This window comes from Micromonospora sp. DT178 (genome assembly GCF_049841695.1).
Taxonomy (GTDB): Bacteria; Actinomycetota; Actinomycetes; order Mycobacteriales; family Micromonosporaceae; genus Micromonospora.
Genome location: NZ_JBNCKV010000009.1, coordinates 151,816 through 175,154 on the forward strand (window position 1 = coordinate 151,816; position 23,339 = coordinate 175,154).

A 23,339-nucleotide genomic window follows, 5' to 3' on the forward strand; every position below is an offset into this window, starting at 1 on the left:
TCCCTCTACCGTGGCCCGTCGACGCCGCCGGGGAAACCGATCGGCCCCAGCCTTGAGGAAATCTTGCGGCTCTCCTACAACTCCGTGACGACCACGTCGACCTGGCGTGGCCGGCCGGCCGGGGTGGGCTGCTCCAGCACCGGATACTTCAGGTCGCGCAGCGCGGTCAGCAGCCCGCCGACGGTGCGCGGCCGGGCGCCTACGGTCAGCAGGTCGCGGACCAGCCGACCCTTGGTCGCCTTGTTGAAGTGGCTCACCACCGACCGGACGGGCACGCCGTCGACCTCCCGCTCGTGCAGCACCCGGACGGTCACCGTGCGGTCGGCCACCTCGCCCCGCGGCGCCCAGGTGGCCGCGTACGCGCCGGAGCGCAGGTCGAGCACCGGCCCGTCGCCGGCCGCCGCGGCCATCGCCGGCGCGAGCGCCCGCCGCCAGTACGTCGACAGCGCGCCGAGCCCCGGCAGCCTCGCCCCGATCGGGCACCGGTAGGGCGGGATCCGGTCGGTGAGGCGTACCGCGCCCCAGAGCCCCGAGCTGACCAGCACCGACCGGCGGGCGGCCCGCTGCGCGGTCGCCGGCAGCGAGGCGAGGTCGAGCGCCTCGTAGAGCACCCCGGTGTAGACGCGGCCGGCGGGCGCGGTGGCGGCCACCCGCAGCCGGGCGTTGCGGCGCAGCTCGCCGCGCTGGCCCTCGCTGATCCCCAGCGCCGTCAGGGCCGCCTCCTCGTCGCCGTCGGCGCTGAGCGCGACCAGCGCCGTCAGCACCTCCTCCCGGGCGCCGGTCAGCTCCGGCAGGGAGAGCCGGGCGAGGTCCAGCCGCCGGCCGGTGCCGGCGTCGGCCTTCCCCTCGGAGGGCGGCAGCAGGATGAGCATCGGTGACTCCTCGGCTCGGCGCGGCGTCCGCGCGCCGGTCCGGTCAGCGTACGGGCCGGCCCTACCGCCACGGCCGCACCGGCGTCTCCGGGTGGTACACGCGATACCCGCCCACCTCGGAGACCAGCGCGGCGTCGGCCCGGTCGCCCAGCAGCGCGCGCAGCCGCCGCTCCGCCGCCGAGCCGGCCGCCAGCACGTACCCTGGCCGGTCGGCACGCCCCACCTGCCGCCAGTACGCGGGGTAGCGGTTCTGCCCGGGGGTGAGGTCGCCGTCGAGCACCGCGCACGTCACCGCCTCGGCCGTGTTGAAGATCAGCCGGTTGCAGGTCCAGTAGTCCCCGTACACCTCGCGGGGCCCACCCGCGCGAAGCGTGTCGGCCAGCTCGCGGGCCTGCCGCTCCTCGGTCCGGGACGCCTCGGCGCCGGTGGTTGCGAACAGCACGGTGACCACCAGCGTGGTCGCGGCCAGCGCGGCGAGCACGGCGGTGGCCAGCGCACCTGCCAGCCGGCCGAGCGCGCCGACCGTGCCCCGCCAGCAGGCGACCGCCGCCACCCAGAGCGGCCAGAGCACCGCCGGCAGGGAGAGCTGGAGCACCGACAGGTAGCGGGCGTTGTCCAGCGGGCTGGTGGCGGCGAGCGGGCTGCGCACGTACGACAGCAGGGTCAGCGCCGCGCCGACGACCAGCGCGAGGTGCACCACCGGGCCGACCCGCTCGCCGCGCGGGGCGCCCGCGGCCCGGCGGTACGCGAGGACGGCGAGCGCGGTGGCGACCGCCAGCAGCACGGGGTAGAGCAGCCCGAACCAGCCCTGCCAGCGGGCGCAGCCGTCCACCGGGCAGAGGCCGGCGGCGAGCGGCACCCCCTCCAGCAGCCCGCCGTCCAGCCGCCGCGACAACGGCGGCGACGGGCCGGCCTTGGTGCTGATCTCGCGGAACACCGACAGCGAGTCCTCGCCGGGCGGGGCGAGGAGGTTGTCCCGGATCATCGGCGCGATCCCGATCGCGAACCCGGCCAGCAGCAGCAACCCGGCCCAGCCGAGCAGCTCCCGGCGGGCCACCCAGAGCAGTGCCAGCGCGGCCACCGCCAGGTAGGGCAGGATCAGCCAGTCCGACCAGGCGGCCACCCCGGCGAGCAGGCCGAAGAGTCCCACGGCCGACCGGCGGTGCCGCACCGTTCCCCGCGCGAGTCCGACCGCGATCAGCAGCATCAGCAGCACCGCGACCTTGACCTCCGGGCGGCCGCCGACGACGGTCAGCTGGTCCCGGACGACCCGTTCCCCGCCGAGCGCCAGCAGGCCGACGACCCCGGTGGCGAACCAGGGCGAGCAGATCCGCCGGGCCAACCGGTGGATCAGCCAGAGGAAGAGGGCGTAGAGCAGCAGCAGCGGCAGGCGCAGCAGCGGCCAGCCCGGCCCGGCCACCGCGATCAGCGGCGCGGCCAGGTACGACTCCAGCATCCCCATGTAACGCTGCCCGTAGAGGAAGACGGGCAGCTCGCGGCCCTGCGCGATGTGCAGCGCGGCCAGCCCGAACGTCGCCTCGTCGCTGTTGGAGACGGGCACCGTGTGCAGGGTCAGGACCAGCCGGTAGCCGACCCCGGCGAGCCCGAGCAGCAGCGCGACGAGCGCCGGCCGGTCGAGCTGCGGGCGCCACCGCCCACGCTTGTGCACTGGTTGCGACACGACCAACGCCCCCGTCGTCGTCCCGACCGGAGTGTTTCACGCCGTCGGGGCCGACCGGGGCGGATCGGCGCAGCCGGCCGGTCGGTGCCCGCCGGCCCCGTCGACCCCGACGACCAGTGGCGGGGAAGATCGCCTCGCGTGGCCGAGGTGGCCGGGTTGTGGCAGGGTTGCTGGCGTGCCACCCACTCCCGCCGGCCAGTTGGCCGTACCTAACCTGCACCGGGCCGCGCGGATCGAGGACGCCGTGCACCTGCTGGTCGAGCGCCGGCTGCGGCGCACCGGCTGGCGGACGAACGTCATCGCGTACACCGGCTACGGCGCACCCGGCTGGGTGCGGGTGATGTGCCGGGTGCTGCTGGGCCGGCCGGACACCCGCCAGCGCGGCCGGCTGGAGAAGGTGCGCGGGTGGCGCAGCTTCACCACGCTGCCGGCCAAGCACGTCACGGTGAGCATCGAGGCCGGCGGGGAACGGCACGAGGCGCGGGCCGACCGCAGCGGGTTCGTCGACGCCGTGGTCAAGGCGGACCTGCCGCCGGGCTGGGGCTCGGTGCGGATCAGCCTGCCGGACGCCGAGCCGGTCGAGGCGCCGGTACGCATCCTCGACCCGGAGGTGCGCTTCGGCATCCTCTCCGACATCGACGACACGGTCATGGTCACCGCGCTGCCCCGGCCGCTGCTCGCCGCCTGGAACACGTTCGTCCTCGACGAGCACGCCCGCAACGCCGTTCCCGGTATGGCGGTGCTCTACGAGCGGCTCGTCACCGCGCACCCGGGCGCGCCGGTCTTCTACCTCTCCACGGGTGCCTGGAACGTCGCGCCGACGCTGACCCGGTTCCTGTCCCGGCACCTCTACCCAGCCGGGCCGCTGCTGCTGACCGACTGGGGACCGACCGCCGACCGCTGGTTCCGCAGCGGGCGGGAGCACAAGCGGGTCACCCTGGCCCGGCTCGCCAAGGAGTTTCCCGAGGTGAAGTGGCTGCTGGTCGGCGACGACGGGCAGCACGACCCGGAGATCTACCGCGAGTTCGCCGCCGCCCACCCGCAGAACGTGGCCGGGGTGGCGATCCGTCGGCTCTCGCCCACGCAGGCGGTGCTGGCCGGTAGCCTGCCCACCCCGGGCGGTGAGTCGTCGGCGGGGCCGGTGGGGCAGAAGTGGCTCTCCGCGCCCGACGGCGCCGGCCTGTGGAAGCTGCTGCGCGACGCCGGCCTGGTCTGATCCCCTGACGCCGAGCGGCCCGGCGCGGCTCGCGTCGCCATCGGCCTGACGAGGAGGACGCCCAGCCAGCGCGCCCGCTCGGCGGCCAGCCGAGGTTGTCAGCGTGCGTACGCTCACGTCCATGCCTACTGCCATGATCGAGATGGATGACGGTGCGCAGCTGCGCACGTGGACCACCGGCTCCCTGGATCACGCCGCCATCCCCTTGGTCATCCTGCACGGAGGGCCGGGGCTGCCTGACTATCTCGGCCCGGTCGCCGGCATGATCGAAGACCTGTGCCTGGTCCATCGCTACGACCAGCGCGGCACGGGAGGATCGGGCTGGGAGGGGGAGCATACGATCGCCCGCCACGTTCGAGACCTGGCGTTGTTACTCGATGCGTGGGGACATGACCGGGCCGTTCTGGTGGGGCACTCGTTCGGAACCAACCTGGCCGGCTACTTCACGCTGGCGCATCCCGAGCGCGTGGCGGGACTGATACAGATCGCCGGGCCCTTCCTGGACCCCTGGCGCGATGCCTACCGGGCGGCGCAGCGAGCACGACGTACCGACGAGCAGCAGGACAGGCTCGACGAACTCGAAGCGCTCGCATCGCGGACCGACGCCGAAGAGATCGAGTACCTCACCCTGTCGTGGTTCACCGACCACGCCGACCGGGCCCGGGCATGGGATTGGGCACTGGCATCGGCCCGCGCGTGTCGACCCGTCAATTACGCGATGAACAGCCAGCTCAACGCCGCGAAGAAGGCGGACCCGCTCGAATCGCACGTGGATGAACTCCGCGAGTGCCTTCCCGCCGGCACTGTGATCATCGGCGGGGCCGACGACAGCCGCCCCGCCGAAGCCCTGCGACGACTCGGAGCACACCTCGAGTGCGAGGTCGTCCTCATCCCGAACGCGGGCCACCATCCCTGGCTGGAAGCGCCGGACCAATTCACCGCGGCGTTCCGCGCCGCAGCGGCGAGGCAAACCCGAGAGCATGCCTGACGAGTCGCCGGGACATCGGCGGTAGCTCAGATCAGAATGCACTCAGTTCGACAAGACCGCGTGCAGGGTGCCGTCGCGCTTGTACCAGGTACCGCGACGCGGGGGCCGTGGCAGATCCGGCTGTCTGATCGAGGTGGATCGGTGTTCGGCCGGTAGTGCCTGCGAGCAGTAGGTCACGTGTGGGGATGGCTGGTGATGCCGTCCAGGATGGCGATCAGGTTGTGGTGGAAGGTCTCCTCGGCGTTGAGGTGGGCGCCGTCGGTGACGAGCCGGGCGACGGTGGGGTAGCGGCCTGTGTCGAGCATGCGTGTCAGGTAGGGCCCGAGGGTGGCCTGCCAGGCGGACACGTCGGTGCCGGTCGAACGGGCGGTGCGTCGCTCGGTGACCTCGCTGCGGAGCGCCCCGACGATGAACGCGTTGAGCGCGCCCACAGCCCGCTGGAGATCGTCGATACCGCGCACGCCGGGGGCCTGGCTGAGCGCCGCCGCGATCGATTCGCCCACGGCGAGCGCGTGAGGTCCCAGGTGTGGCCTTGCGCCGAGCAGGTCGGCGAACCACTCGTGCTCAAGAGCGGCATCGCGGGTCCGGTGGACGATGGCCAGTAGCGTGGCGCGCCACTCGGAGTGCTGATCGGCCTCGGCGATCTGGGCGTACACAGCGTCGACCATCAGATCGAGCAGTTCGGACCTGTTGGTCACGTAGTCGTAGAGCCGCATCGGACCGACGCCGAGATCCTTGGCGATCTTGCGTACCGACAGCCCGTCGAGGCCGTGTGCGTCGGCGAGTCGGATGGCCGTGGCGGCGATCTTCGCGCGGCTCAGCGGCACCGGCGCCGCCCGCGGCTGAGGCTCGGGGCGTTCCCAGACGGGCAGCGGCGCGCTACCGTACGGCGTATCCATGAGATACAGCGTACGGTAACGGAGATGTTGATGCGAATTGCGATCGCCGGCGGTGGCCTCGGCGGCCTGACGCTGGCCCGGATCCTGCACCGGCACGGCATCGGCGCGGTGGTGTACGAACGTGAGGCGAGCCGATCCGCGCGATCGCAGGGCGGATCGCTCGACCTGCACCCGGAGTCAGGGCAACGGGCCCTGGCCGATGCGGGGCTCGCCGGCCGGTTCCGATCCGAGGCGCGGCCGGAGGGCGAGGAACATCGCATCCTCGACCCGGCCGGACGCACCCTCGTGCACCACAGGCCACAACCCGGCTCATTCTCCGGGCGCCCCGAGATCGACCGCGCCGCACTGCGTGATCTTCTGCTCGACTCGCTCCCCGGCGACGCGGTGGCCTGGCGGCGCCGGCTCGTCGCGGTGACGCCACGACCCGACGGAGGATTCGGGCTGACGTTCGATGGCGGCCACAGCGCCGACTGTGACGTCCTCATCGGCGCGGACGGCGCGCGCTCGGTCGTCCGATCGCTGCTGACCGACGTGGGACTGTCCTGCGTGGCCACCCTGGTCGAGCTGAGCATCGGCGATGCCGACCGGCGACACCCGGATCTCGCCGATCTGGTCGGCCCCGGAAACCTCTGGTGCGTCGGCGTGAGCCAGATCCTGGCGGCACAACGCCTCGGCGACGGCAGCATCCGGGTCGGAATCTCCCTACGCGCGGACGATCGTCACCTGGACACCTACCGCAGCAAGCGCGCTCTGCTGGACATGTTCGATGGCTGGGACCCCAGCCTCACCGCACTCATCGAAGCCGGCGACAGCCCGCCGAACCCACGCAGGATCGAGGCGATGCCCACCGGCACGCGCTGGGCCCACCAGCCTGGCATCACCCTCATCGGTGACGCCGCGCACCTCATGCCGCCGGTCGGCGAGGGCGCCAACCAAGCCATGCTCGACGCCGCCCAACTCGCCGCCGAACTCGCCAACAACCCCGCCGACCCCGACTCGGCGATCCAGGCGTACGAGGAGGCGATGTTCACCAGAACCCATCCGATCGCCGAGATGTCGGCACGAGTCCAGGCAATGATGCTGTCCCCCACCGCGGCCGACGACATCGTCCGCTTCTTCGCACCACGGCCCACCGAGCCGGCACCCGCGGATTGACAGCGCGCAGCGCCGCGGCCTCGCCCTGCATCGTGGGCCGCCCCTCGCCGTCCGGTGCCGAAGCGACTCCGGTCGGTAAAACTCGTGAAGGATACTTGCGCAACGGGCCGGCAACATTGAACATCTTTTCGTGCGCAGAGACTATGGTCGATACCTGTCCGGGTTGGCGTTGGTGGCGGCGCTGGCGCTCGGCGCGGCCCTCCCCACGGCCGCCCCCGCCCCTCGGCCCGCCGCGCCGGACACCGTGCCGGTCGCCGCCCAGGCGGCCTGCGTGACCGATCCGGCCACCCCGAAGCGGCAGCTGCGCGGCATGTGGATCGCCAGCGTGGCCAACATCGACTGGCCGAGCCGCACCGGGCTCACCCCGGCCGCCCAGCAGGCGGAGTACCGGGGCTGGCTCGACCTGGCCAAGCAGCGGCGGATGAACGCCGTCGTCGTGCAGATCCGGCCCGCCGCCGACGCGTTCTGGCCGTCGACCTACGAGCCGTGGTCGCAGTGGCTCACCGGCACCCAGGGCGGCAATCCCGGCTACGACCCGCTGGCCTTCATGGTGGCCGAGGCGCACGCCCGCAACCTGGAGTTCCACGCCTGGTTCAACCCGTACCGGGTGGCGAACCACACCGACCTCAGCAAGCTGGCGGCCGGCCACCCGGCCCGCAAGAACCCGGGCTGGACCGTCACCTACGGCGGACACATCTACTACAACCCCGGCATCCCCGCCGTCCGCGCCTTCGTGCAGGACGCGATGATGGACGCCGTACGCCGCTACGACATCGACGCGGTGCACTGGGACGACTACTTCTACCCGTACCCGGTCAGCGGGGTGGCCTTCCCCGACCAGGCCACCTACGCCCAGTACGGCGCCGGCTTCAGCACCATCGGCGACTGGCGGCGCAACAACGTCAACCTGCTGGTCCGGGAGATGCGTGACAAGATCCGGGCGGCCAAGCCGTGGGTCAAGCTCGGCGTCAGCCCGTTCGGCATCTGGCGCAACGCCGGCACCGACCCGCTCGGCTCGCGCACCACGGGCCTCCAGTCGTACGACGCGATCTACGCCGACACCCGCCGCTGGGTGCGGCAGGGCTGGGTCGACTACATCGCCCCGCAGGTCTACTGGCACATCGGCCACCCGGCGGCCGACTACGCCGAGCTGGTCCGCTGGTGGTCCGAGACGGTGACTGGCACCGACGTGCAGCTGCTCGTCGGGCAGGCCACCTACCGCGCCGGGGCGTCCGGGCAGGACGCCGCCTGGCAGGACCCGGCCGAGCTGACCGATCACCTGACGCTGAACCGCAGCCACCCGAGGATCGTCGGCGACATCCACTTCAGCGCCAAGGACGTCCGCGCCGACCGCATCGGCGCCGTCTCCCGGGTGGCGACCGACCACTACCGCCGCCCGGCGCTCGCACCCGTCGGGGTGGGCGGCGCCGCGCCCGCCGCGCCGAACCTCACCTCGGCGGTACGCGGCACCGGCGGCGTGACCCTCACCTGGCAGCGCGGCGCCACCGGCAGCACGGCCGCGTACGCGGTGTACCGGCTGCCCGGCGACGGCGCGGTCGACGCCTGCGACCTGGCCGACGCCCGGCACCTGCTCGGCACGGTCCGCGCCTCGGGCAGCATCGGGACGTTCACCGACGCGACCGCCGCGGCCGGCTCGACGTACCGCTACCTGGTGACGGCGCTGGACCGGCTGCACCACGAGAGCCCCGCCAGCAACGCGCGGGTGGTCACCGGCAGCGGCGGCACGTTCAGCGTGATCGTGGACAACGCCACGGCCGGCGGCTTCACGGCCGCCAGCACCTGGGGCACGTCGTCGTACCTCCCGGCGCGCTACGGCGCCAACTACCGCTTCGCCAACCCGCAGGCGGTCAGCGACCCGGCCTGGTTCAGCGCGACGCTGCCCGCCGCCGGCTCGTACCGCGTCGAGGTCTGGTACCCGGCCGACCCCGGCTACAACAGCGCCACGCCGCACCTGGTGGCGACGGCGAACGGGAACGTGACCGTCACCGTCGACCAGCGCAGCGGCGGCGGCCAGTGGCGGGTGCTGGGCACCTACGACCTCGCCGCCGGGACGCGCCAGGTCGTCGCGGTCAGCCGCTGGACCAGCACCCAGGGGTACGTCGTCGCCGACGCGGTCCGGATCACCCGACTCTGAGCGAGCCGACAGGTTGGAGATCTTGGTAGGAATCGGTCCCTCCAGGGGCCGATTCCTACCAAGATCTTCCGTGCGGTCGGTCGTGGCCCCGGCTGGTCTCGGGAATGGGGCCCTGGGCGTGCTGCGGTGTGAGGGCGACGCCCGGCTCAGTCGCGGCGCAGCCAGAGCACGCCGAGCGGGGGCACCCGCAGCGCGGCGGAGGCGGGCATCCCGTGCCACGGCACGTCCTGCGCGTGCACCTCGCCGAGGTTGCCCACGCCCGACCCGCCGTAGTGGTGGGCGTCGGTGTTGAGCACCTCCGCCCACGTGCCGCCGGCCGGCAGCCCCACCCGGTAGTCCTCCAGCGGCCGCGCGGAGAAGTTCGCCACGCAGACCAGGGTCGCGCCGTCGGGGGCGATCCGGACGAACGAGACGGTGTTGTTGGCGACGTCGTCCCCGGCGATCCAGCGGAAGCCGGCCGGCTCGGTGTCCTGCGCCCAGAGCGCCGGGGTGTCCCGGTAGACGCGGTTCAGGTCGCCGACGAGCCGCTGCACCCCGGCCCGGGCCGGGTCGTGCAGCAGGTACCAGTCGAGGCCGCGCTCCTCGCTCCACTCCCGGTCGTCGGCCAGCTCGCAGCCCATGAAGAGCAGCTGCTTGCCCGGGTGCGCCCACATGTACGCCAGCAGGGCGCGCACGTTCGCCAGCCGCTGCCAGGTGTCGCCGGGCATCTTGCCCGCGAGGGAGCCCTTGCCGTGCACCACCTCGTCGTGGCTGATCGGAAGCACGTAGTTCTCGCTCCAGGCGTACGCCAGGGAGAACGTGAGCTGATGGTGGTGGTGCTGCCGGTAGACCGGGTCCTTCGAGGTGTAGAGCAGGGTGTCGTGCATCCAGCCCATGTTCCACTTGAACCCGTACCCGAGCCCGCCGGCGTCCGTCGAGCGGGTGACCCCGGGCCAGGCGGTGGACTCCTCGGCGATCAGCACCACCCCGGCGTGGTGCTTGTAGACCGTCGCGTTCACCTCCTGCATGAACGCGATGGCCTCCAGGTTCTCCCGGCCGCCGTAACGGTTGGGCAGCCACTGCCCCTCCTGCCGGGAGTAGTCCAGGTAGAGCATCGAGGCCACCGCGTCCACCCGCAGCCCGTCGACGTGGAACTGCTCGCACCAGTAGAGCGCGTTGGCGACCAGGAAGTTGCGCACCTCCGGGCGGCCGAAGTCGAAGACGTACGTGCCCCAGTCGGGGTGCTCGCCCCGGCGCGGGTCGGGGTGCTCGTAGAGGGCGGTGCCGTCGAAGCGGGCCAGTGCCCACTCGTCCTTGGGGAAGTGCGCCGGCACCCAGTCGAGGATCACGCCGATCCCGACGGCGTGCAGGGCGTCCACGAGGTGACGGAACTCGTCGGGGTCGCCGAAGCGGGACGTCGGGGCGTAGTAGCCGGTGACCTGGTAGCCCCAGGAGCCGCCGAACGGGTGCTCCATCACGGGCAGGAACTCCACGTGGGTGAAGCCCAGCTCGGTGACGTACGCGGTCAGCTGCTCGGCCAGCTCCCGGTAGCCCAGCCCGGGGCGCCACGAGCCGAGGTGTACCTCGTAGACGCTCATCGGCTCCTGGTGCGGCTGCCGCCGGGCCCGCCGCGACAGCCAGTCGGCGTCGCCCCACTCGTACGTCGAGTGGTGCACCACCGAGGCGGTGGCCGGCGGCACCTCCGCGTACGCCGCAAGGGGGTCGGCCTTGTCCCGCCACCGCCCGTCGGCGCCCAGGATCCGGTACTTGTAGCGGGCGCCCGCCCCGACGCCCGGGACGAACAGCTCCCACACCCCGCTGCCGCCCAGCGAGCGCATCGGCCAGCCGTCGTCCGGCGCCCAGCCCGCGAAGTCACCGACCACCCGGACCCCGCGCGCGTTCGGCGCCCAGACGGTGAACGCCACGCCCTCGTCGAAGACCCGGGCGCCGAGCGCCTCCCAGAGCCGCTCGTGGCGACCTTCGCCGATCAGGTGCAGGTCCAGCTCGCCCAGGGTGGGCGGGTAGCGGTACGGGTCGTCGTGGCTGCGGCCGTCGACCTCGACGCGGTAGTCGAGCACCTCGCCCTCGACCTCCGCCTCGAACACGCCGACGTCGTGCACCCGCCGCATCCGGTGCCGCTCGCCGTCGACGAGGAGGGCGACGTCGGCGGCGCCCCGGCGCAGCGTCCGGACGACCGTCCGCCCGTCGGCCGGGTGTGCGCCGAGGACGGCGTGCGGGTCGTGCGTGGCGCCGGCGATCAGCTGGTCCATCGGTCGTCGTCCTTCTGGGCGGGAGCGGTGGGGGCGGTGCCGCCCGAGAGGTCGTCGGGAACGTCGGCGACGGTCAGGTCCGGCGCCCCGGTCGCCGACGCCGGGCCGGCGGTGGGATCGGAGGTCGGCCGGCGCACGGTCAGCACGTGCGCCGGTTGCAGGTACGGGTCGAGGCGCACGGCGTTGCGCTGCCCCCAGTCGTAGCTGGCGCCGGTCAGCTCGTCGCGCACCGTGAACCGGTCGTGCCAGTCCAGCCCGAGCGCGGGCATGTCCAGCGTGGTGTTGCCCCACTGCACACCCTGCGGGTCGAACGAGCAGACCACGAGGACCGTGTTGCCCGTGTCCGGGTCGTGCTTGGACCAGCAGAGCAGCGCCGGGTTGTCGATCTCGTGGAAGACCAGGTTGCGCAGCTGGTGCAGGGCCGGGTTCTCCCGGCGCACCCGGTTGAGCACGGCGATGAACGGGGCGAGGGAGCGGCCCTGGGCCTGCGCGCCGGCCCAGTCCCGGGGGCGCAGCTCGTACTTCTCGTTGTCGAGGTACTCCTCGGCGCCGGGGCGGGCGGTGTGCTCGAACAGCTCGTAGCCCGCGTACATGCCCCAGGAGGGGGAGAGCAGCGCGGCCAGCACCGCCCGGATCTTGAACATCGGCGGGCCGCCGTGCTGCAACGACTCGTGCAGGATGTCCGGCGTGTTCGGCCAGAAGTTGGGCCGCATGTAGGCGGCCGCCTCGACCAGCTCCTCGCAGTACGCCCGCATCTCGGCCGCCGACGTGCGCCAGGTGAAGTACGTGTACGACTGGGTGAAGCCGATCTTGCCCAGCCCGTGCATGATCGCCGGCCGGGTGAACGCCTCGGCGAGGAAGAGCACGTCCGGGTCGACCTTCTTGACCTCGGCGATCAGCCAGTGCCAGAAGTCGAACGGCTTGGTGTGCGGGTTGTCCACCCGGAAGATCCGGATGCCCTCGCCGACCCAGTGCAGCACCACCCGCAGGACCTCCGCCCGGATGCCCTCCGGGTCGTTGTCGAAGTTGAGCGGGTAGATGTCCTGGTACTTCTTCGGCGGGTTCTCCGCGTACGCGATGCTGCCGTCGGCCCGGGTGGTGAACCACTCCGGGTGCTCGGTCACCCACGGGTGGTCCGGCGCGCACTGCAACGCCAGGTCCATCGCCACCTCCAGCCCCTGCTCGGCGGCGGCGGCGACGAAGTCGCGGAAGTCCTCCGGCGTACCCAGGTCGGGGTGGATCGCGTCGTGGCCGCCCTCGGCGGCGCCGATGGCCCACGGCGAGCCGACGTCGTCGGGCCCGGCGGTGAGCGCGTTGTTGCGGCCCTTGCGGTTGACCCGGCCGATCGGGTGGATGGGCGGCAGGTAGAGCACGTCGAAGCCCATCGCCGCGACGCCCGGCAGGCGCTCGACGGCGGTGGCGAACGTGCCGGAGCGCGCCGGGGCGTCGACGGTGGCCGGGATCGCTCCCTCCGAGCGGGGGAAGAACTCGTACCAGGCGGAGAAGAGCGCCCGCCGGCGGTCCACCCACAGCCGGTGCTCCTCGCCGGCGGTGACCAGCTCGCGGACCGGGTGCTCCCAGAGCAGGGCGGCCAGCTCCAACGCCGGGGCGACCCGCCGGGGCAGCTCCTTTTCGGCGTCGCCCAGCGCCGCCACCGCCGCGCGGACCCGCCCCGCGTCGCCGGCCGGCACCAGCTCGACAGCGGCGGTCAGCACCCGGGCGCCCTCGGCGAGGTCGTTGGCCAGGTCCTCCGGTCCCTGCCCGGCGGCGATCTTCTTGGTGACCGCGTTCTGCCAGGTCAGGTACGGATCCTGGAACGCCTCGACGGTGAAGACCCACTCGCCGACCGCGTCGGGGCGGATCACCGCGTGCCAGCGGTCCTGCCCGGGCTCGCCGGGGCGCATCCGGGTGAACGGCCGCGCCCGCCCGTCGGGGCCGCGCCAGACCACGTTGCAGCCGAGCGCGTCGTGCCCCTCGCGGTAGGCGCGGGCCGACACCGGCACCGGCTCGTCGACCACCGCCTTGGCCGGGTAGCGACCGCAGGAGACGACGGGGGAGACGTCTTCGATCGGGAACCGTCCAGTCACCGGTTCAACCTACTGCGCGAGATCCTTTCGCGCGCGGCCAAGCACCCCATCGCCCTCCCTCCTGACTTGTTCGCAGAGGTCCGGTCAGGACCCGGCGTACACCAGGCGCCCGCAGCCGCTCAGGGCGCGGCGGCTGGCGGGCGTGGGTAGTGGCGGCGTAGATCTTGGTAGGAAAGGGCCCTTCAAGGGGCCGTTTCCTACCAAGATCTACTGCTGTCCCGAGCTTCGGAACGCTTTGCCCAGTGGGTGGAAGATTGGGATTCAGGCGGGCGGTTCGGGCGCCACGAACGAGCCCTTGCCCTGGTGCACCTCGATCCAGCCCCGCTCATCCAGGATCCAGAGGGCCCGTTTGATCGGGTTGTCGGACGAGTTGTACTGGCGGGCGAGTTCGGCGATCGTGGGCAGCTTGTCGCCGGGCTTGAGTGTGCCGCTTCGGATCGAAGTGGTGATGTCATCGACCACCTGCTCGTAGACAGGCTTGCGGGGCATGGGGGACCACCTCTCGTCAGCCCGTCCAGCGTCTCACTGCGCGCGACACGGTGTGGACCCTGTGTTGACTCTGGCTACTAAGGGTCCTAAGTTGCGAGTGGCAGGGGTTCTCTCGTCAGCAGCGGAGTGCCCCCGGGCCGGGCGAGGGAACGCGGACCGTCCTCGCCGCCCGAACCGCCCTGATTCACACCGCATGCTTCGCGCACCTCGTTCTGACCGCACGTTTCGTACTCACCCGCAAGGAGGCTCACCATGCAGGAGCGTCCGCATGACGGGCCGCTGCCGGCGGCACACCCGGTCCCGGGTGCCCTCGCTCGGCACCCCGACGGGGATCAGGTGCCCTGTCCGCCCCGCCCGCAGCGCGCGCCGCTCACCCGTCGCCAGTACGCCTACGGCATCACGGTGACGCTGCTCGTACTTGTGCTCGTCGTGGCCGGGATCCTGCGGTGAGCGGGACGGGCCGGCGGTGACCGGCCTGCCGGTGGGCCGGCGGGTCGCCCAGTGGCGGGTGCGGCGCAACATGACCCAGCAGCAGTTCGCCGACCGTCTCGGCAAGTCGAAGAGCTGGGTGGACAAGGTCGAGCGCGGAGTGCGCCCGCTGGAACGGATGTCCAACCTGCGGGAGGTCGCCGAGGCGCTGCGGATCGACATGGAGGTTCTGCTCGCGGAGCGGATCGGGCAACCGGACGTCGCCGTTGCCGGTGTGGCGCGGATCCGGGCCGCCCTGGCCCGCTACCACGTCGAGGTGTCGTCCCGGCCGCCCGACGTCGCGAAGGTGCGGGCCCGCCTCGATCATGCCGAGCAGAGCTACCGGCACGCCCGGTATCCGATCCTGCTCGGCCTGCTGCCCGGGTTGCTCGACGCCGCCCGCGAGGCGCGGGTTGCCCGCCCCGGCCGGGCTGCCGACGAGCTGCTGGTGTCCGCGTACGGGCTCGTCGCCCTGGCGCTGGTCAAGGTCAGTCAGGGGGAGTTGGCGTGGCTGGCCGCCGACCGGGGGATGGCCGTGGCGCTGGCCACGGACGACGGGCGGCTGGCCGCCGTCGCCACCGTACCGCTGAGTCAGGCGTTGCGGGCCGTCGGCCGGCGGCGCTCCGCGATGGAGACGGCGCTCGTGGCCGCCCGCCGTCTCCCGCGCGAGTCGGCCGAGGGTGTCCTGTCGCCGGGCGGTGACAGGGCCCCGTCGCTGCGCGTGACGTTGCTGCTCCAGGCGGCGCTCGCCGCTGCCGGCCGGGGAGACGAGCGTCGGGTGGCCGGCCTGCTCGACCAGGCCGCGGCAGCGGTCGGCACCGTCGGCGGCGGCTTCGGCAGGGCGTCGGTCGAGGCGGCGCGGGTGGTGGCCGAGGCCGCCGTCGGAGACGTGCAGGCGGCGACGGTACGGCACGAGCGGCTGGTCTGCGGTGAGCAGTGGCGGTGGCTGCCGCCCGAGCACCGGGCGGCGTACCTGCTCGACGTGGCCCGCGTACACGCTCTCGCCGGCGACATGGTCCGGGCGGGGCGGGCGCTGCTGGACGCCGAACGCACCGCGCACAGCGAGGTGCACGACCGGCCGGCGGCGCGCGACCTGGTCGCCACCGTGGCCCGGTACGCCGCCGCTCCCGCCAGCCTGGCCCGCCTCGCTGCCGCCCTGCACGTCACCTGAGGCTGCCTCGTGGCCTGCCCGAACCCATTCCCCGACACGTACCGGTTGTATTACGTGGTAGAGGGGGGCGTCATGAAACTCAACAGCAAGGGCCAGGTCACGATCCCGGCCGCGTTGCGGGCTCGACACGGGCTGCACGAGGGCGATGAGGTCGACGTCGTGGAGGAGGGCGGTGTGCTGCGGATCGTCCGGGTGAGTGGCGCGGAGACCAGGGGCCAGCGCCTGGTCCGGCACATGCGCGGTCGCGGCGGTGCGAAGCAGACCAGCGGTATGTCCACCGACGAGCTGACGGAGCTGCTACGTGGGGAGTGAGCGGCTCCGCGCGCTGGCACCGCGGCCCGCCGGCCGACGCCTTGCACGAACCACCTTCCACGTCACCTGACCTCGGCACGCACGCCGTACGCGGCCAACCGGTGCGCCCTTCCTTACACCAGCAGCGAGCGGTAGAGCTCGAGAGTTCGGGCGGCGATGGCGTCCCAGGAGAAGTGTTCGACGGCGCGCCGCCGCCCGGCCCGGCCGAAGTCGGCGGTCCTCACCGGGTCGGCGAGCATCTCGTTGATCGCCGCCACCAGGTCGGCCACGAAGCGGTCCGGGTCCAGCGGCCGGCCCGAGCCGTCGGTGGCCTGCTCGATGGGGACCAGCAGCCCGGTCTCGCCGTCGGCGACCACCTCGGGGATGCCGCCGGTGGCGGTGGCCACCACCGCCGTCTCGCAGGCCATCGCCTCCAGGTTGACGATGCCCATCGGCTCGTAGACCGAGGGGCAGACGAAGACCGTGGCGTGGGTGAGCACCTGGATCACCTCGTGCTTCGGCAGCATCTCCGCGACCCACACCACCCCGGAGCGCTTCGCCCGCAGCTCCGTCACCAGGCCCTCCACCTCGGCGGCGATCTCCGGGGTGTCCGGTGCCCCGGCGAGCAGCACCAGCTGGGTCTCCGCCGGCAGGTCCCGCGCCGCGCGCAGCAGGTAGGGCAGGCCCTTCTGCCGGGTGATCCGCCCCACGTACACCACGCTCGGCCGGGCCGGTTCGATGCCGAGCCGGTCCACCACGTCCGTGCCGTGGTCCGGGGCGTACTGCGCCGTGTCGATGCCGTTGTGCACCACCCGGACCCGGTCCGGGTTCACCGCCGGGTAGGCGGTCAGCACGTCGCGCCGCATCCCCTCGCTGACCGCGACGACCGCGTCGGCCGCCTCGAACGCCGTGCGCTCGCACCAGGAGGAGAGCGCGTAGCCGCCGCCGAGCTGCTCGGCCTTCCACGGCCGCAGCGGCTCCAGGCTGTGCGCGGTCACCACGTGCGGCACGCCGTGCAGCAGCTTCGCGGCGTGCCCCGCCAGGTTGGCGTACCAGGTGTGGCTGTGCACCAGGTCGGTGCCGGCGCAGGCCGCGGCCATCTCCAGGTCCACGCCCATCGTCCGCAGCGCGGCGTTCGCGCCGGTCAGGCCCGCCGGTTCGGCGTACGCGGTGACACCCGCCTCGGTGCGCGGCGCGCCGAAGCAGTGCACCCGCACGTCGGCGAGCCGGCGCAGCTCCCGGGCCAGGTACTCGACGTGCACACCGGCGCCGCCGTACACCTCGGGCGGGTACTCACGGGTCAGCAGGTCGACGCGCAGCCCGGCGGAGTCGTTCATGAACGGCACCCTAGTGCAGAACGCGCCGCCGCACCGGGCTGTGGAACTGTGCCGTACGAGTGGTGAAGTGACGGCGGGGTAGATAGCGTCTGGACATGGCTGCCAAGGTGCTCGCGATCGTCCTGGCCGGCGGAGAAGGCAAGCGCCTCATGCCGCTCACCACGGACCGGGCCAAGCCGGCCGTCCCGTTCGGCGGGATGTACCGCATGGTCGACTTCGTCCTGTCCAACCTGGCGAACGCCGGCTATCTCAAGATCGTCGTGCTGACCCAGTACAAGTCCCACTCGCTGGACCGGCACATCACCAAGACATGGCGGATGTCGACCCTGCTCGGCAACTACGTCACCCCCGTGCCGGCCCAGCAGCGCCGCGGCCCGTGGTGGTTCGCCGGCTCCGCCGACGCGATCTACCAGAGCTTCAACCTCATCCACGACGAGCAGCCCGACCACGTGATCGTCTTCGGCGCCGACCACATCTACCGGATGGACCCGCGCCAGATGGTGGAGGACCACATCGCCTCCGGCGCCGGCGTCACCGTGGCCGGCATCCGGCAGCCGCTGTCGATGGCCGACCAGTTCGGCGTCATCGAGGTCGGCGAGGACGGCCGGCGGATCCGGGCGTTCCGCGAGAAGCCCACCGACGCGGTCGGCCTGCCCGACGCGCCCGACCAGATCTACGCCTCGATGGGCAACTACGTGTTCAGCACCAGGGCGCTCTGCGAGGCGGTCGAGCGCGACGCGGAGGACAAGACCAGCAAGCACGACATGGGCGGCAGCATCATCCCGATGCTCGTCGAGCGCGGCGAGGCCAACGTCTACGACTTCCGCGACAACGAGGTGCCCGGCAGCACCGACCGGGACCGCGGCTACTGGCGCGACGTGGGGACGCTCGACTCCTTCTACGACGCCCACATGGACCTGATCAACGTGCACCCGGTGTTCAACCTCTACAACTTCGAGTGGCCTATCTACACCGGGCAGCTGACCTACCCACCGGCCAAGTTCGTGCACCAGTGGGGCGAGCGGGTCGGCCGGGCGGTCGCCTCGATGGTCTCGCCCGGCGCGGTGATCTCCGGCTCGCTGGTGGAGAACTCGGTCGTCTCGCCCAAGGTGAAGGTGCACTCCTGGGCGCACGTGGACGGCGCGGTGCTCATGGAGGGGGTCGACATCGGCCGGCACGCGGTCGTGCGCCGGGCGATCCTCGACAAGAACGTGGTCGTGCCCGAGGGCGCGGAGATCGGCGTCGACCTGGAGAAGGACCGGCAGCGCTACACCGTCTCCGACAACGGCATCGTGGTGATCGGCAAGGGACAGAAGGTGGAACCGTGAGCAGTCATCCCCGGGCCGGCAAGCCCGCCCAGCCCGCCGACCTGGTCGACGTGCCGCGGCTGGTGACCGCCTACTACGCCGAGCACCCCGATCCGCAGGACCCGGCGCAGCAGGTCTCCTTCGGCACGTCCGGGCACCGCGGGTCGAGCCTGCGCCACGCGTTCAACTCCGACCACATCCTCGCGGTCACCCAGGCGCTCTGCGACTACCGCCGCGAGCAGGGCCTGGACGGCCCGCTGTTCCTGGGCCGCGACACCCACGCGCTCTCCGCCCCGGCCGCCGTGGACGCGCTCGAGGTGCTCGCCGCCAACGAGGTCACCGTGCTGCTGGACGGCCGCGACGGCTACACGCCCACCCCGGCGGTGTCGCACGCCATCCTCGCCCACAACCGGGGGCGCACCAGCGGGCTCGCCGACGGCATCGTCATCACCCCGTCGCACAACCCGCCCGACGACGGCGGCTTCAAGTACAACCCCACCCATGGCGGCCCGGCGGACAGCGACGTCACGAGGTGGATCCAGGACCGCGCCAACGCGATCCTCGCCGACGGCCTGAAGGAGGTCCGGCGGATCCCGTACGCCCGGGCCCGCGCCGCCGACACCACCGGGTCGTACGACTTCCTCGCCCGCTACGTCGACGACCTGCCGGCGGCGATCGACATCGACGCGATCCGCGACGCCGGGGTGCGCATCGGCGCCGACCCGCTCGGCGGCGCGAGCGTGGCCTACTGGGGCGAGATCGCCGAGCGGCACCGCCTGGACCTGACCGTGGTCAACCCGACGGTCGACCCGACCTGGCGCTTCATGACCCTGGACGGCGACGGCAAGATCCGGATGGACTGCTCCTCGCCGAACGCGATGGCCTCCCTGATCGCCGCCCGCGCCGACTACCAGGTCTCCACCGGCAACGACGCCGACGCCGACCGGCACGGCATCGTCACCCCCGACGGCGGCCTGATGAACCCCAACCACTACCTCGCGGTGGCGATCGGCCACCTGTTCCGCACCCGGACGCAGTGGGGTCCGGCCGCCGCGGTCGGCAAGACCCTGGTCTCCTCCTCGATGATCGATCGGGTCGCCGCCGACCTGGGTCGCCCGCTGCTGGAGGTGCCGGTCGGCTTCAAGTGGTTCGTGCCGGGGCTGCTCGACGGCGCGGTGGGCTTCGGCGGCGAGGAGAGCGCCGGCGCGTCCTTCCTGCGCCGCGACGGGGGCACGTGGACCACCGACAAGGACGGCATCCTGCTCTGCCTGCTCGCCGCCGAGATCATCGCGACGACCGGCCGCACCCCCAGCCAGCACTGGGCGGAACTGGCCGAGCGCTTCGGCGCGCCCGCGTACGCCCGCATCGACGCGCCGGCGACCCGGGAGCAGAAGGCCGTGCTCGGCAAGCTCTCGCCGGAGCAGGTGACCGCCACCGAGCTGGCCGGCGAGCCGATCACCGCGACCCTCACCACCGCTCCGGGCAACGACGCGCCGATCGGCGGGCTCAAGGTGACCACGGAGTCCGGCTGGTTCGCCGCCCGGCCGTCGGGCACCGAGGACGTCTACAAGATCTACGCCGAGTCCTTCCAGGGCCCGGAGCACCTGGCCCGGATCCAGCAGGAGGCGAAGGACCTGGTCTCGGAGGTCCTCGAGCGGGCCTGAGCACCCGGCTCGCCTCCCACCGGAGCCGACACCGGTACACGGCCGGCGGGTCAGCGCGGCGGGGGTAGCTCGCGGCGGTTGAACCTCTCCCGCATGCCCTCCGGGAGCAGCTCGCGCAGCTGTTCGGGCAGCAGCGGCAGGTCCAGCAGGCTCAGCTTCAGCTGGTTGCGTTCCTGGTAGCGGCGCGGGTCCAGGCGGACCACCAGGCCGGCGTCGTGCCGGTAGCGGATCTGCACGACGCCCTCCGTCGCGGCGTCCCGGATGACCAGGCCGTCCACCTCCACCGCGACCGGGCCGGAGCCCTCGCGCAGTTGCAGGCGGACCGTCTCGTGGGGGGAGAGCACCAGCGCACGGGAGATGCCGGCCATCGGGGCGGACGGGGTCACCACCACCGCCTCGGTGGCCGGCGAGACGAGCGGGCCGCCGGCGGCGTAGCTGTAGGCGGTCGAGCCGGTCGGGGTGCTGACCACCAGCGCGTCGCAGCGGTAGTACCCGTACTGCTGCCCGTCGACGGCGAGGGAGGCGCTGACGAAGCCGGAACCGGGCTGGCGGATCAGCGCGATGTCGTTGAACGCGACGAGGTCGTCGCCGCAGACGTCACAGGCCAGGCAGCTGTGGCTCTCCACCGTGAAGTCGTGCGCCACCAGCCGGTCCAGGGCCCTCGGCAGCTCCGGCGGCTCCACCTCGACGAGGAAGCCGAGCTTGCCGACGTGCACGCCGAGCACCGGCTTCGGATCGTGCACGGCCGACCGCAACGCGCCGAGCATCGTCCCGTCGCCACCGATGGCGATCAGCGCGTCCGACCGGACGGCCACCTCGCCCACCGGCAGCGGCTCGACCGTGGCCGGCACGCGGTGCCGGTCCTCGGCGCGTACGGCCAGGGAGATGTGGTGCCGGGCGGCCCAGGTCACGATGGTGTCGACCACCGCGGAGACGTCCCGGGTGGGATGCAGCACCAGCCCGAGCCGGCTCCGGTCCATGCCTACAGCTCATCACATCCCGGGGCCCCGGGACGGGCGTACCGCGAGGCGGGCGGGTGACCGCGTGGCGTGCCACTTCGTCACGTCCGGGGCTTTCCGCGTGACGCGCCGGTGCACGGGTCGTTGGTGCAGACGGGAGCGGGTCCGCAGGGGCCCGATGTCCCGAGCCCGCGTGCAGGTGGCGCGCCGGGCGGGAACCACGAGGAGGATCTTTGAAGATCGTCGTTACCGGTGGCGCCGGTTTCATCGGCTCCAACCTGGTACGCGCCCTCGCCGACGCGCCGCGGGTCACCGAGGTGGTGGCCGTCGACGACCTCTCCACCGGGTCGCTGGACAACCTGCTCGACCTGCCGGTGCGGCTGTTCACGGGGACGATCCTCGACCACGACCTGCTCGACGAGGCGGTCAGCGGGGCGGCCAGCGTGGTCCACCTCGGCGCCCTCGGCTCGGTGCCCCGCTCCATCGACGACCCGCTGCGCAGCCACCACGCCAACGCCACCGGCACCCTCAGCGTGCTGGAGGCCGTCCGGCGCCACGGGGTGCCCCACGTCGTGGTCGCCTCGTCGTCCTCCGTCTACGGCGCCAACCCGGTCCTGCCCCGCCAGGAGACGCTGCGGCCGATGCCGGTGAGCCCGTACGCGGTCTCCAAGCTGGCGACCGAGGCCTACGCGCTCGCGTACGCCTCTTGCTACGGCATCGGCGTGCTGCCGTTCCGCTTCTTCAACGTCTACGGGCCCCGCCAGGCCGCCAACCACGCGTACGCGGCCGTGGTGCCGAGGTTCGTCTCGGCGGCGCTGGAGGGCCGGCCGCTCCAGGTGCACGGCGACGGCACCCAGTCCCGCGACTTCACCTACGTCGGCAGCGTCACGGACGTGATCGTCGACGCGGTCCTGCGCCGCGTCTGCGCCCCGGACGTGGTGAACCTCGCCTTCGGCGCGCGGCTCTCCCTGCTGGAGCTGATCGCGGAGCTGGAGGAGGTGCTCGGCCGCCGGCTGGAGGTCGTGCACGGCCCACCGCGGGCGGGCGACGTGCGCCACTCCGACGCGGACGACGGGGTGCTGCGCGCGCTCTTCCCCGACGTGACGCCGGTGCCGCGCGCCCAGGCCCTGCGGGCGACGGTGCAGTGGTACGAGGCGCACGCGGAGCAGCTTGCCTGACGGCGGACCGGCCGCCGGCCGGGTGCGGGCGGCGGTGGCCCGGTACCCGCCCGAACGGGTTGGCGGGAGCCGCCGGTGCGACGGCACGCCGTCCTGATACGCAACCGTGACCTTGGGTGTTGCTTGTCGTTGACTGTCAAGAAGGGTGCAAAAGGGTAATTTCGCCTAGTTGACGCCGGTGAGGCGGCAACACGCGACATCGGGGGAAACAGTTGAAGATCGTGGTCAGCGGCGGGGCCGGTTTCATCGGTTCGAACCTGGTCCGGGCGCTCGCCGAGCAGCCGCGGATCAGCGAGATCGTGGTGGTCGACGACCTGTCGACCGGCTCGCTGGACAACCTGCTGGACGTGCCCGTCCGGGTCCTCGTCGGCTCGGTCTGCGACCCGGACGTGTTGGACGACGCGCTACCGGGCGCCGCGAGCGTGGTGCACCTCGGTGCCCTCGGTTCGGTGCCCGGCTCGATCGACGATCCGGTGCGCAGCCACCACGCCAACGCCACGGGAACGGTGGGCGTGCTGGAGGCGGTGCGCCGCCACGACGTGCCGCACGTGGTGGTGGCCTCCTCCTCCTCGGTGTACGGATCGGCTCCGGGGATGCCCCGGCACGAGGCGCTGCGGCCGATGCCGGTGAGCCCCTACGCGGCCTCCAAGCTCGCCACCGAGACCTACACCCTCGCCTACGCTGCCTGCTTCCACCTCGCCGTGCTCCCGTTCCGCTTCTTCAACGTGTACGGGCCGCGGCAGGATCCCGAGCACCCCTACGCCGCCGTGGTGCCGAGGTTCATCACCGACGCGCTCGACGGCCGACCCCTGACGCTGCACGGCGACGGCCAGCAGACCCGCGACTTCACCTACGTCGCCGATGTCACCGACATCATCACCGACGCCGTGGTGCGCCGCGTCGGCGCGGCCGACGTGGTCAACCTGGCGTTCGGCACCCGTACGTCGCTGCGGGATCTGGTCGCCGAGCTCGAGGTCGTGCTCGGCCGGCGGCTCGAGGTGGAGCACGGCCCACCGCGGCCCGGCGACGTCCGCGACTCGCAGGCCGACTGCACCCGGCTACGCGAGCTGTTCCCCGCCGCCCGGCCGCACCCGCTGCGCGCCGGTCTGATGGCGACCGTCGAGTGGCAGTCCGCTGCCCGCGCGCTGAGTCCGGTCTAGGGCGGCCAACCAC

The 23,339-nt window shown here is 72.7% G+C and carries 19 protein-coding genes; 11 read left to right on the plus strand and 8 right to left on the minus strand.

The features are described 5' to 3' along the window. Positions 1-74 precede the first annotated feature (74 nt). The gene (gene yaaA, locus ACLQ22_RS18640; RefSeq protein WP_425693427.1) at positions 75-872 is read right to left on the minus strand and encodes a peroxide stress protein YaaA; all 798 of its coding nucleotides are present in this window, start codon (positions 870-872) and stop codon (positions 75-77) included. Positions 873-933: 61 nt separating this feature from the next. Beyond that, the gene (locus ACLQ22_RS18645) at positions 934-2,553 is read right to left on the minus strand and encodes a hypothetical protein (protein WP_425693428.1); all 1,620 of its coding nucleotides are present in this window, start codon (positions 2,551-2,553) and stop codon (positions 934-936) included. Positions 2,554-2,728: 175 nt separating this feature from the next. Here ACLQ22_RS18645 and ACLQ22_RS18650 point away from each other — a divergent pair, with 175 nt between their 5' ends. Together ACLQ22_RS18650 and ACLQ22_RS18655 are read left to right on the plus strand one after the other, a co-directional pair. Continuing rightward, complete coding sequence (locus ACLQ22_RS18650) at positions 2,729-3,769, plus strand: App1 family protein (RefSeq protein ID WP_425693429.1); 1,041 nt, start codon at positions 2,729-2,731, stop codon at positions 3,767-3,769. 121 nt (positions 3,770-3,890) lie between these two features. Further along, positions 3,891-4,757, plus strand: a complete 867-nt coding sequence (locus tag ACLQ22_RS18655; protein ID WP_425693430.1) for an alpha/beta fold hydrolase — start codon at positions 3,891-3,893, stop codon at positions 4,755-4,757. 173 nt (positions 4,758-4,930) lie between these two features. Here the strand turns inward: ACLQ22_RS18655 and ACLQ22_RS18660 are convergent, their stop codons facing one another. Then, entirely contained in the window at positions 4,931-5,656 is a 726-nt protein-coding gene (locus ACLQ22_RS18660; protein WP_425693431.1) for a TetR/AcrR family transcriptional regulator, read from the minus strand. A 30-nt stretch (positions 5,657-5,686) separates the two neighbouring features. Here ACLQ22_RS18660 and ACLQ22_RS18665 point away from each other — a divergent pair, with 30 nt between their 5' ends. Together ACLQ22_RS18665 and ACLQ22_RS18670 are read left to right on the plus strand one after the other, a co-directional pair. Continuing rightward, positions 5,687-6,811, plus strand: coding sequence for an FAD-dependent oxidoreductase (locus ACLQ22_RS18665; protein WP_425693432.1), 1,125 nt, complete (start codon positions 5,687-5,689; stop codon positions 6,809-6,811). 130 nt (positions 6,812-6,941) lie between these two features. Beyond that, the gene (locus ACLQ22_RS18670; protein ID WP_425693433.1) at positions 6,942-8,966 is read left to right on the plus strand and encodes a family 10 glycosylhydrolase; all 2,025 of its coding nucleotides are present in this window, start codon (positions 6,942-6,944) and stop codon (positions 8,964-8,966) included. A 146-nt stretch (positions 8,967-9,112) separates the two neighbouring features. Here the strand turns inward: ACLQ22_RS18670 and glgB are convergent, their stop codons facing one another. The 3 genes from glgB to ACLQ22_RS18685 all read right to left on the minus strand — a co-directional run bounded on the left by glgB (position 9,113) and on the right by ACLQ22_RS18685 (position 13,791). After that, on the minus strand, positions 9,113-11,215 hold the full coding sequence (glgB, locus tag ACLQ22_RS18675) for a 1,4-alpha-glucan branching protein GlgB (protein ID WP_425693434.1): 2,103 nt from the start codon (positions 11,213-11,215) through the stop codon (positions 9,113-9,115). After that, positions 11,203-13,302 carry a maltotransferase domain-containing protein gene (locus tag ACLQ22_RS18680; RefSeq protein ID WP_425693435.1) on the minus strand — a complete coding sequence of 700 codons (2,100 nt, stop codon included), beginning with the start codon at positions 13,300-13,302 and terminating at the stop codon, positions 11,203-11,205. The genes glgB and ACLQ22_RS18680 overlap by 13 nt, the downstream gene beginning before the upstream one ends. 261 nt (positions 13,303-13,563) lie before the next feature. Continuing rightward, positions 13,564-13,791, minus strand: a complete 228-nt coding sequence (locus ACLQ22_RS18685; RefSeq protein WP_334607023.1) for a winged helix-turn-helix domain-containing protein — start codon at positions 13,789-13,791, stop codon at positions 13,564-13,566. A 252-nt stretch (positions 13,792-14,043) separates the two neighbouring features. Between ACLQ22_RS18685 and ACLQ22_RS18690 the strand changes: the two genes are divergently transcribed. The 3 genes from ACLQ22_RS18690 to ACLQ22_RS18700 all read left to right on the plus strand — a co-directional run bounded on the left by ACLQ22_RS18690 (position 14,044) and on the right by ACLQ22_RS18700 (position 15,742). Further along, entirely contained in the window at positions 14,044-14,241 is a 198-nt protein-coding gene (locus tag ACLQ22_RS18690; RefSeq protein WP_425693436.1) for a hypothetical protein, read from the plus strand. 16 nt (positions 14,242-14,257) lie between these two features. After that, positions 14,258-15,430 (plus strand): helix-turn-helix domain-containing protein, encoded by a 1,173-nt coding sequence (locus tag ACLQ22_RS18695; RefSeq protein WP_425693437.1) that lies wholly within the window; start codon positions 14,258-14,260, stop codon positions 15,428-15,430. A gap of 72 nt (positions 15,431-15,502) precedes the next feature. Next, positions 15,503-15,742 carry an AbrB/MazE/SpoVT family DNA-binding domain-containing protein gene (locus ACLQ22_RS18700; protein WP_425693438.1) on the plus strand — a complete coding sequence of 80 codons (240 nt, stop codon included), beginning with the start codon at positions 15,503-15,505 and terminating at the stop codon, positions 15,740-15,742. Positions 15,743-15,855: 113 nt separating this feature from the next. Here ACLQ22_RS18700 and glgA read toward each other — a convergent pair whose 3' ends face one another. Continuing rightward, positions 15,856-17,058, minus strand: coding sequence for a glycogen synthase (gene glgA, locus ACLQ22_RS18705; RefSeq protein ID WP_425693439.1), 1,203 nt, complete (start codon positions 17,056-17,058; stop codon positions 15,856-15,858). A 95-nt stretch (positions 17,059-17,153) separates the two neighbouring features. Between glgA and glgC the strand changes: the two genes are divergently transcribed. Together glgC and pgm are read left to right on the plus strand one after the other, a co-directional pair. Continuing rightward, positions 17,154-18,386, plus strand: a complete 1,233-nt coding sequence (gene glgC, locus ACLQ22_RS18710; protein WP_425693440.1) for a glucose-1-phosphate adenylyltransferase — start codon at positions 17,154-17,156, stop codon at positions 18,384-18,386. Then, positions 18,383-20,029 carry a phosphoglucomutase (alpha-D-glucose-1,6-bisphosphate-dependent) gene (gene pgm / locus ACLQ22_RS18715; protein WP_425693441.1) on the plus strand — a complete coding sequence of 549 codons (1,647 nt, stop codon included), beginning with the start codon at positions 18,383-18,385 and terminating at the stop codon, positions 20,027-20,029. The genes glgC and pgm overlap by 4 nt, the downstream gene beginning before the upstream one ends. A gap of 50 nt (positions 20,030-20,079) precedes the next feature. On the opposite strand, the gene ACLQ22_RS18720 is transcribed toward pgm, so the two are convergent. Continuing rightward, a complete protein-coding gene (locus ACLQ22_RS18720; protein ID WP_425693442.1) occupies positions 20,080-21,009 on the minus strand; it encodes an NAD(+)/NADH kinase in 930 nt (309 codons plus the stop codon). A 212-nt stretch (positions 21,010-21,221) separates the two neighbouring features. Here ACLQ22_RS18720 and ACLQ22_RS18725 point away from each other — a divergent pair, with 212 nt between their 5' ends. Together ACLQ22_RS18725 and ACLQ22_RS18730 are read left to right on the plus strand one after the other, a co-directional pair. Continuing rightward, on the plus strand, positions 21,222-22,166 hold the full coding sequence (locus ACLQ22_RS18725) for an NAD-dependent epimerase/dehydratase family protein (RefSeq protein ID WP_425693443.1): 945 nt from the start codon (positions 21,222-21,224) through the stop codon (positions 22,164-22,166). 221 nt (positions 22,167-22,387) lie between these two features. After that, positions 22,388-23,326, plus strand: a complete 939-nt coding sequence (locus tag ACLQ22_RS18730) for an NAD-dependent epimerase/dehydratase family protein (RefSeq protein WP_425693564.1) — start codon at positions 22,388-22,390, stop codon at positions 23,324-23,326. Positions 23,327-23,339 lie beyond the last annotated feature (13 nt).

What these genes read in the sequence shown, in the direction of transcription:
- ACLQ22_RS18700 (WP_425693438.1), top strand. Translation starts at nt 15,503, where the DNA reads ATGAAACTCAACAGCAAGGGCCAGGTCACGATCCCGGCCGCGTTGCGG.
- glgC (WP_425693440.1), top strand. Translation starts at nt 17,154, where the DNA reads ATGGCTGCCAAGGTGCTCGCGATCGTCCTGGCCGGCGGAGAAGGCAAG.
- ACLQ22_RS18685 (WP_334607023.1), bottom strand. Translation starts at nt 13,791, where the DNA reads ATGCCCCGCAAGCCTGTCTACGAGCAGGTGGTCGATGACATCACCACT.
- glgB (WP_425693434.1), bottom strand. Translation starts at nt 11,215, where the DNA reads ATGGACCAGCTGATCGCCGGCGCCACGCACGACCCGCACGCCGTCCTC.
- yaaA (WP_425693427.1), bottom strand. Translation starts at nt 872, where the DNA reads ATGCTCATCCTGCTGCCGCCCTCCGAGGGGAAGGCCGACGCCGGCACC.
- ACLQ22_RS18660 (WP_425693431.1), bottom strand. Translation starts at nt 5,656, where the DNA reads ATGGATACGCCGTACGGTAGCGCGCCGCTGCCCGTCTGGGAACGCCCC.
- ACLQ22_RS18665 (WP_425693432.1), top strand. Translation starts at nt 5,687, where the DNA reads ATGCGAATTGCGATCGCCGGCGGTGGCCTCGGCGGCCTGACGCTGGCC.
- ACLQ22_RS18720 (WP_425693442.1), bottom strand. Translation starts at nt 21,009, where the DNA reads ATGGACCGGAGCCGGCTCGGGCTGGTGCTGCATCCCACCCGGGACGTC.
- ACLQ22_RS18655 (WP_425693430.1), top strand. Translation starts at nt 3,891, where the DNA reads ATGCCTACTGCCATGATCGAGATGGATGACGGTGCGCAGCTGCGCACG.
- ACLQ22_RS18690 (WP_425693436.1), top strand. Translation starts at nt 14,044, where the DNA reads ATGCAGGAGCGTCCGCATGACGGGCCGCTGCCGGCGGCACACCCGGTC.
- glgA (WP_425693439.1), bottom strand. Translation starts at nt 17,058, where the DNA reads ATGAACGACTCCGCCGGGCTGCGCGTCGACCTGCTGACCCGTGAGTAC.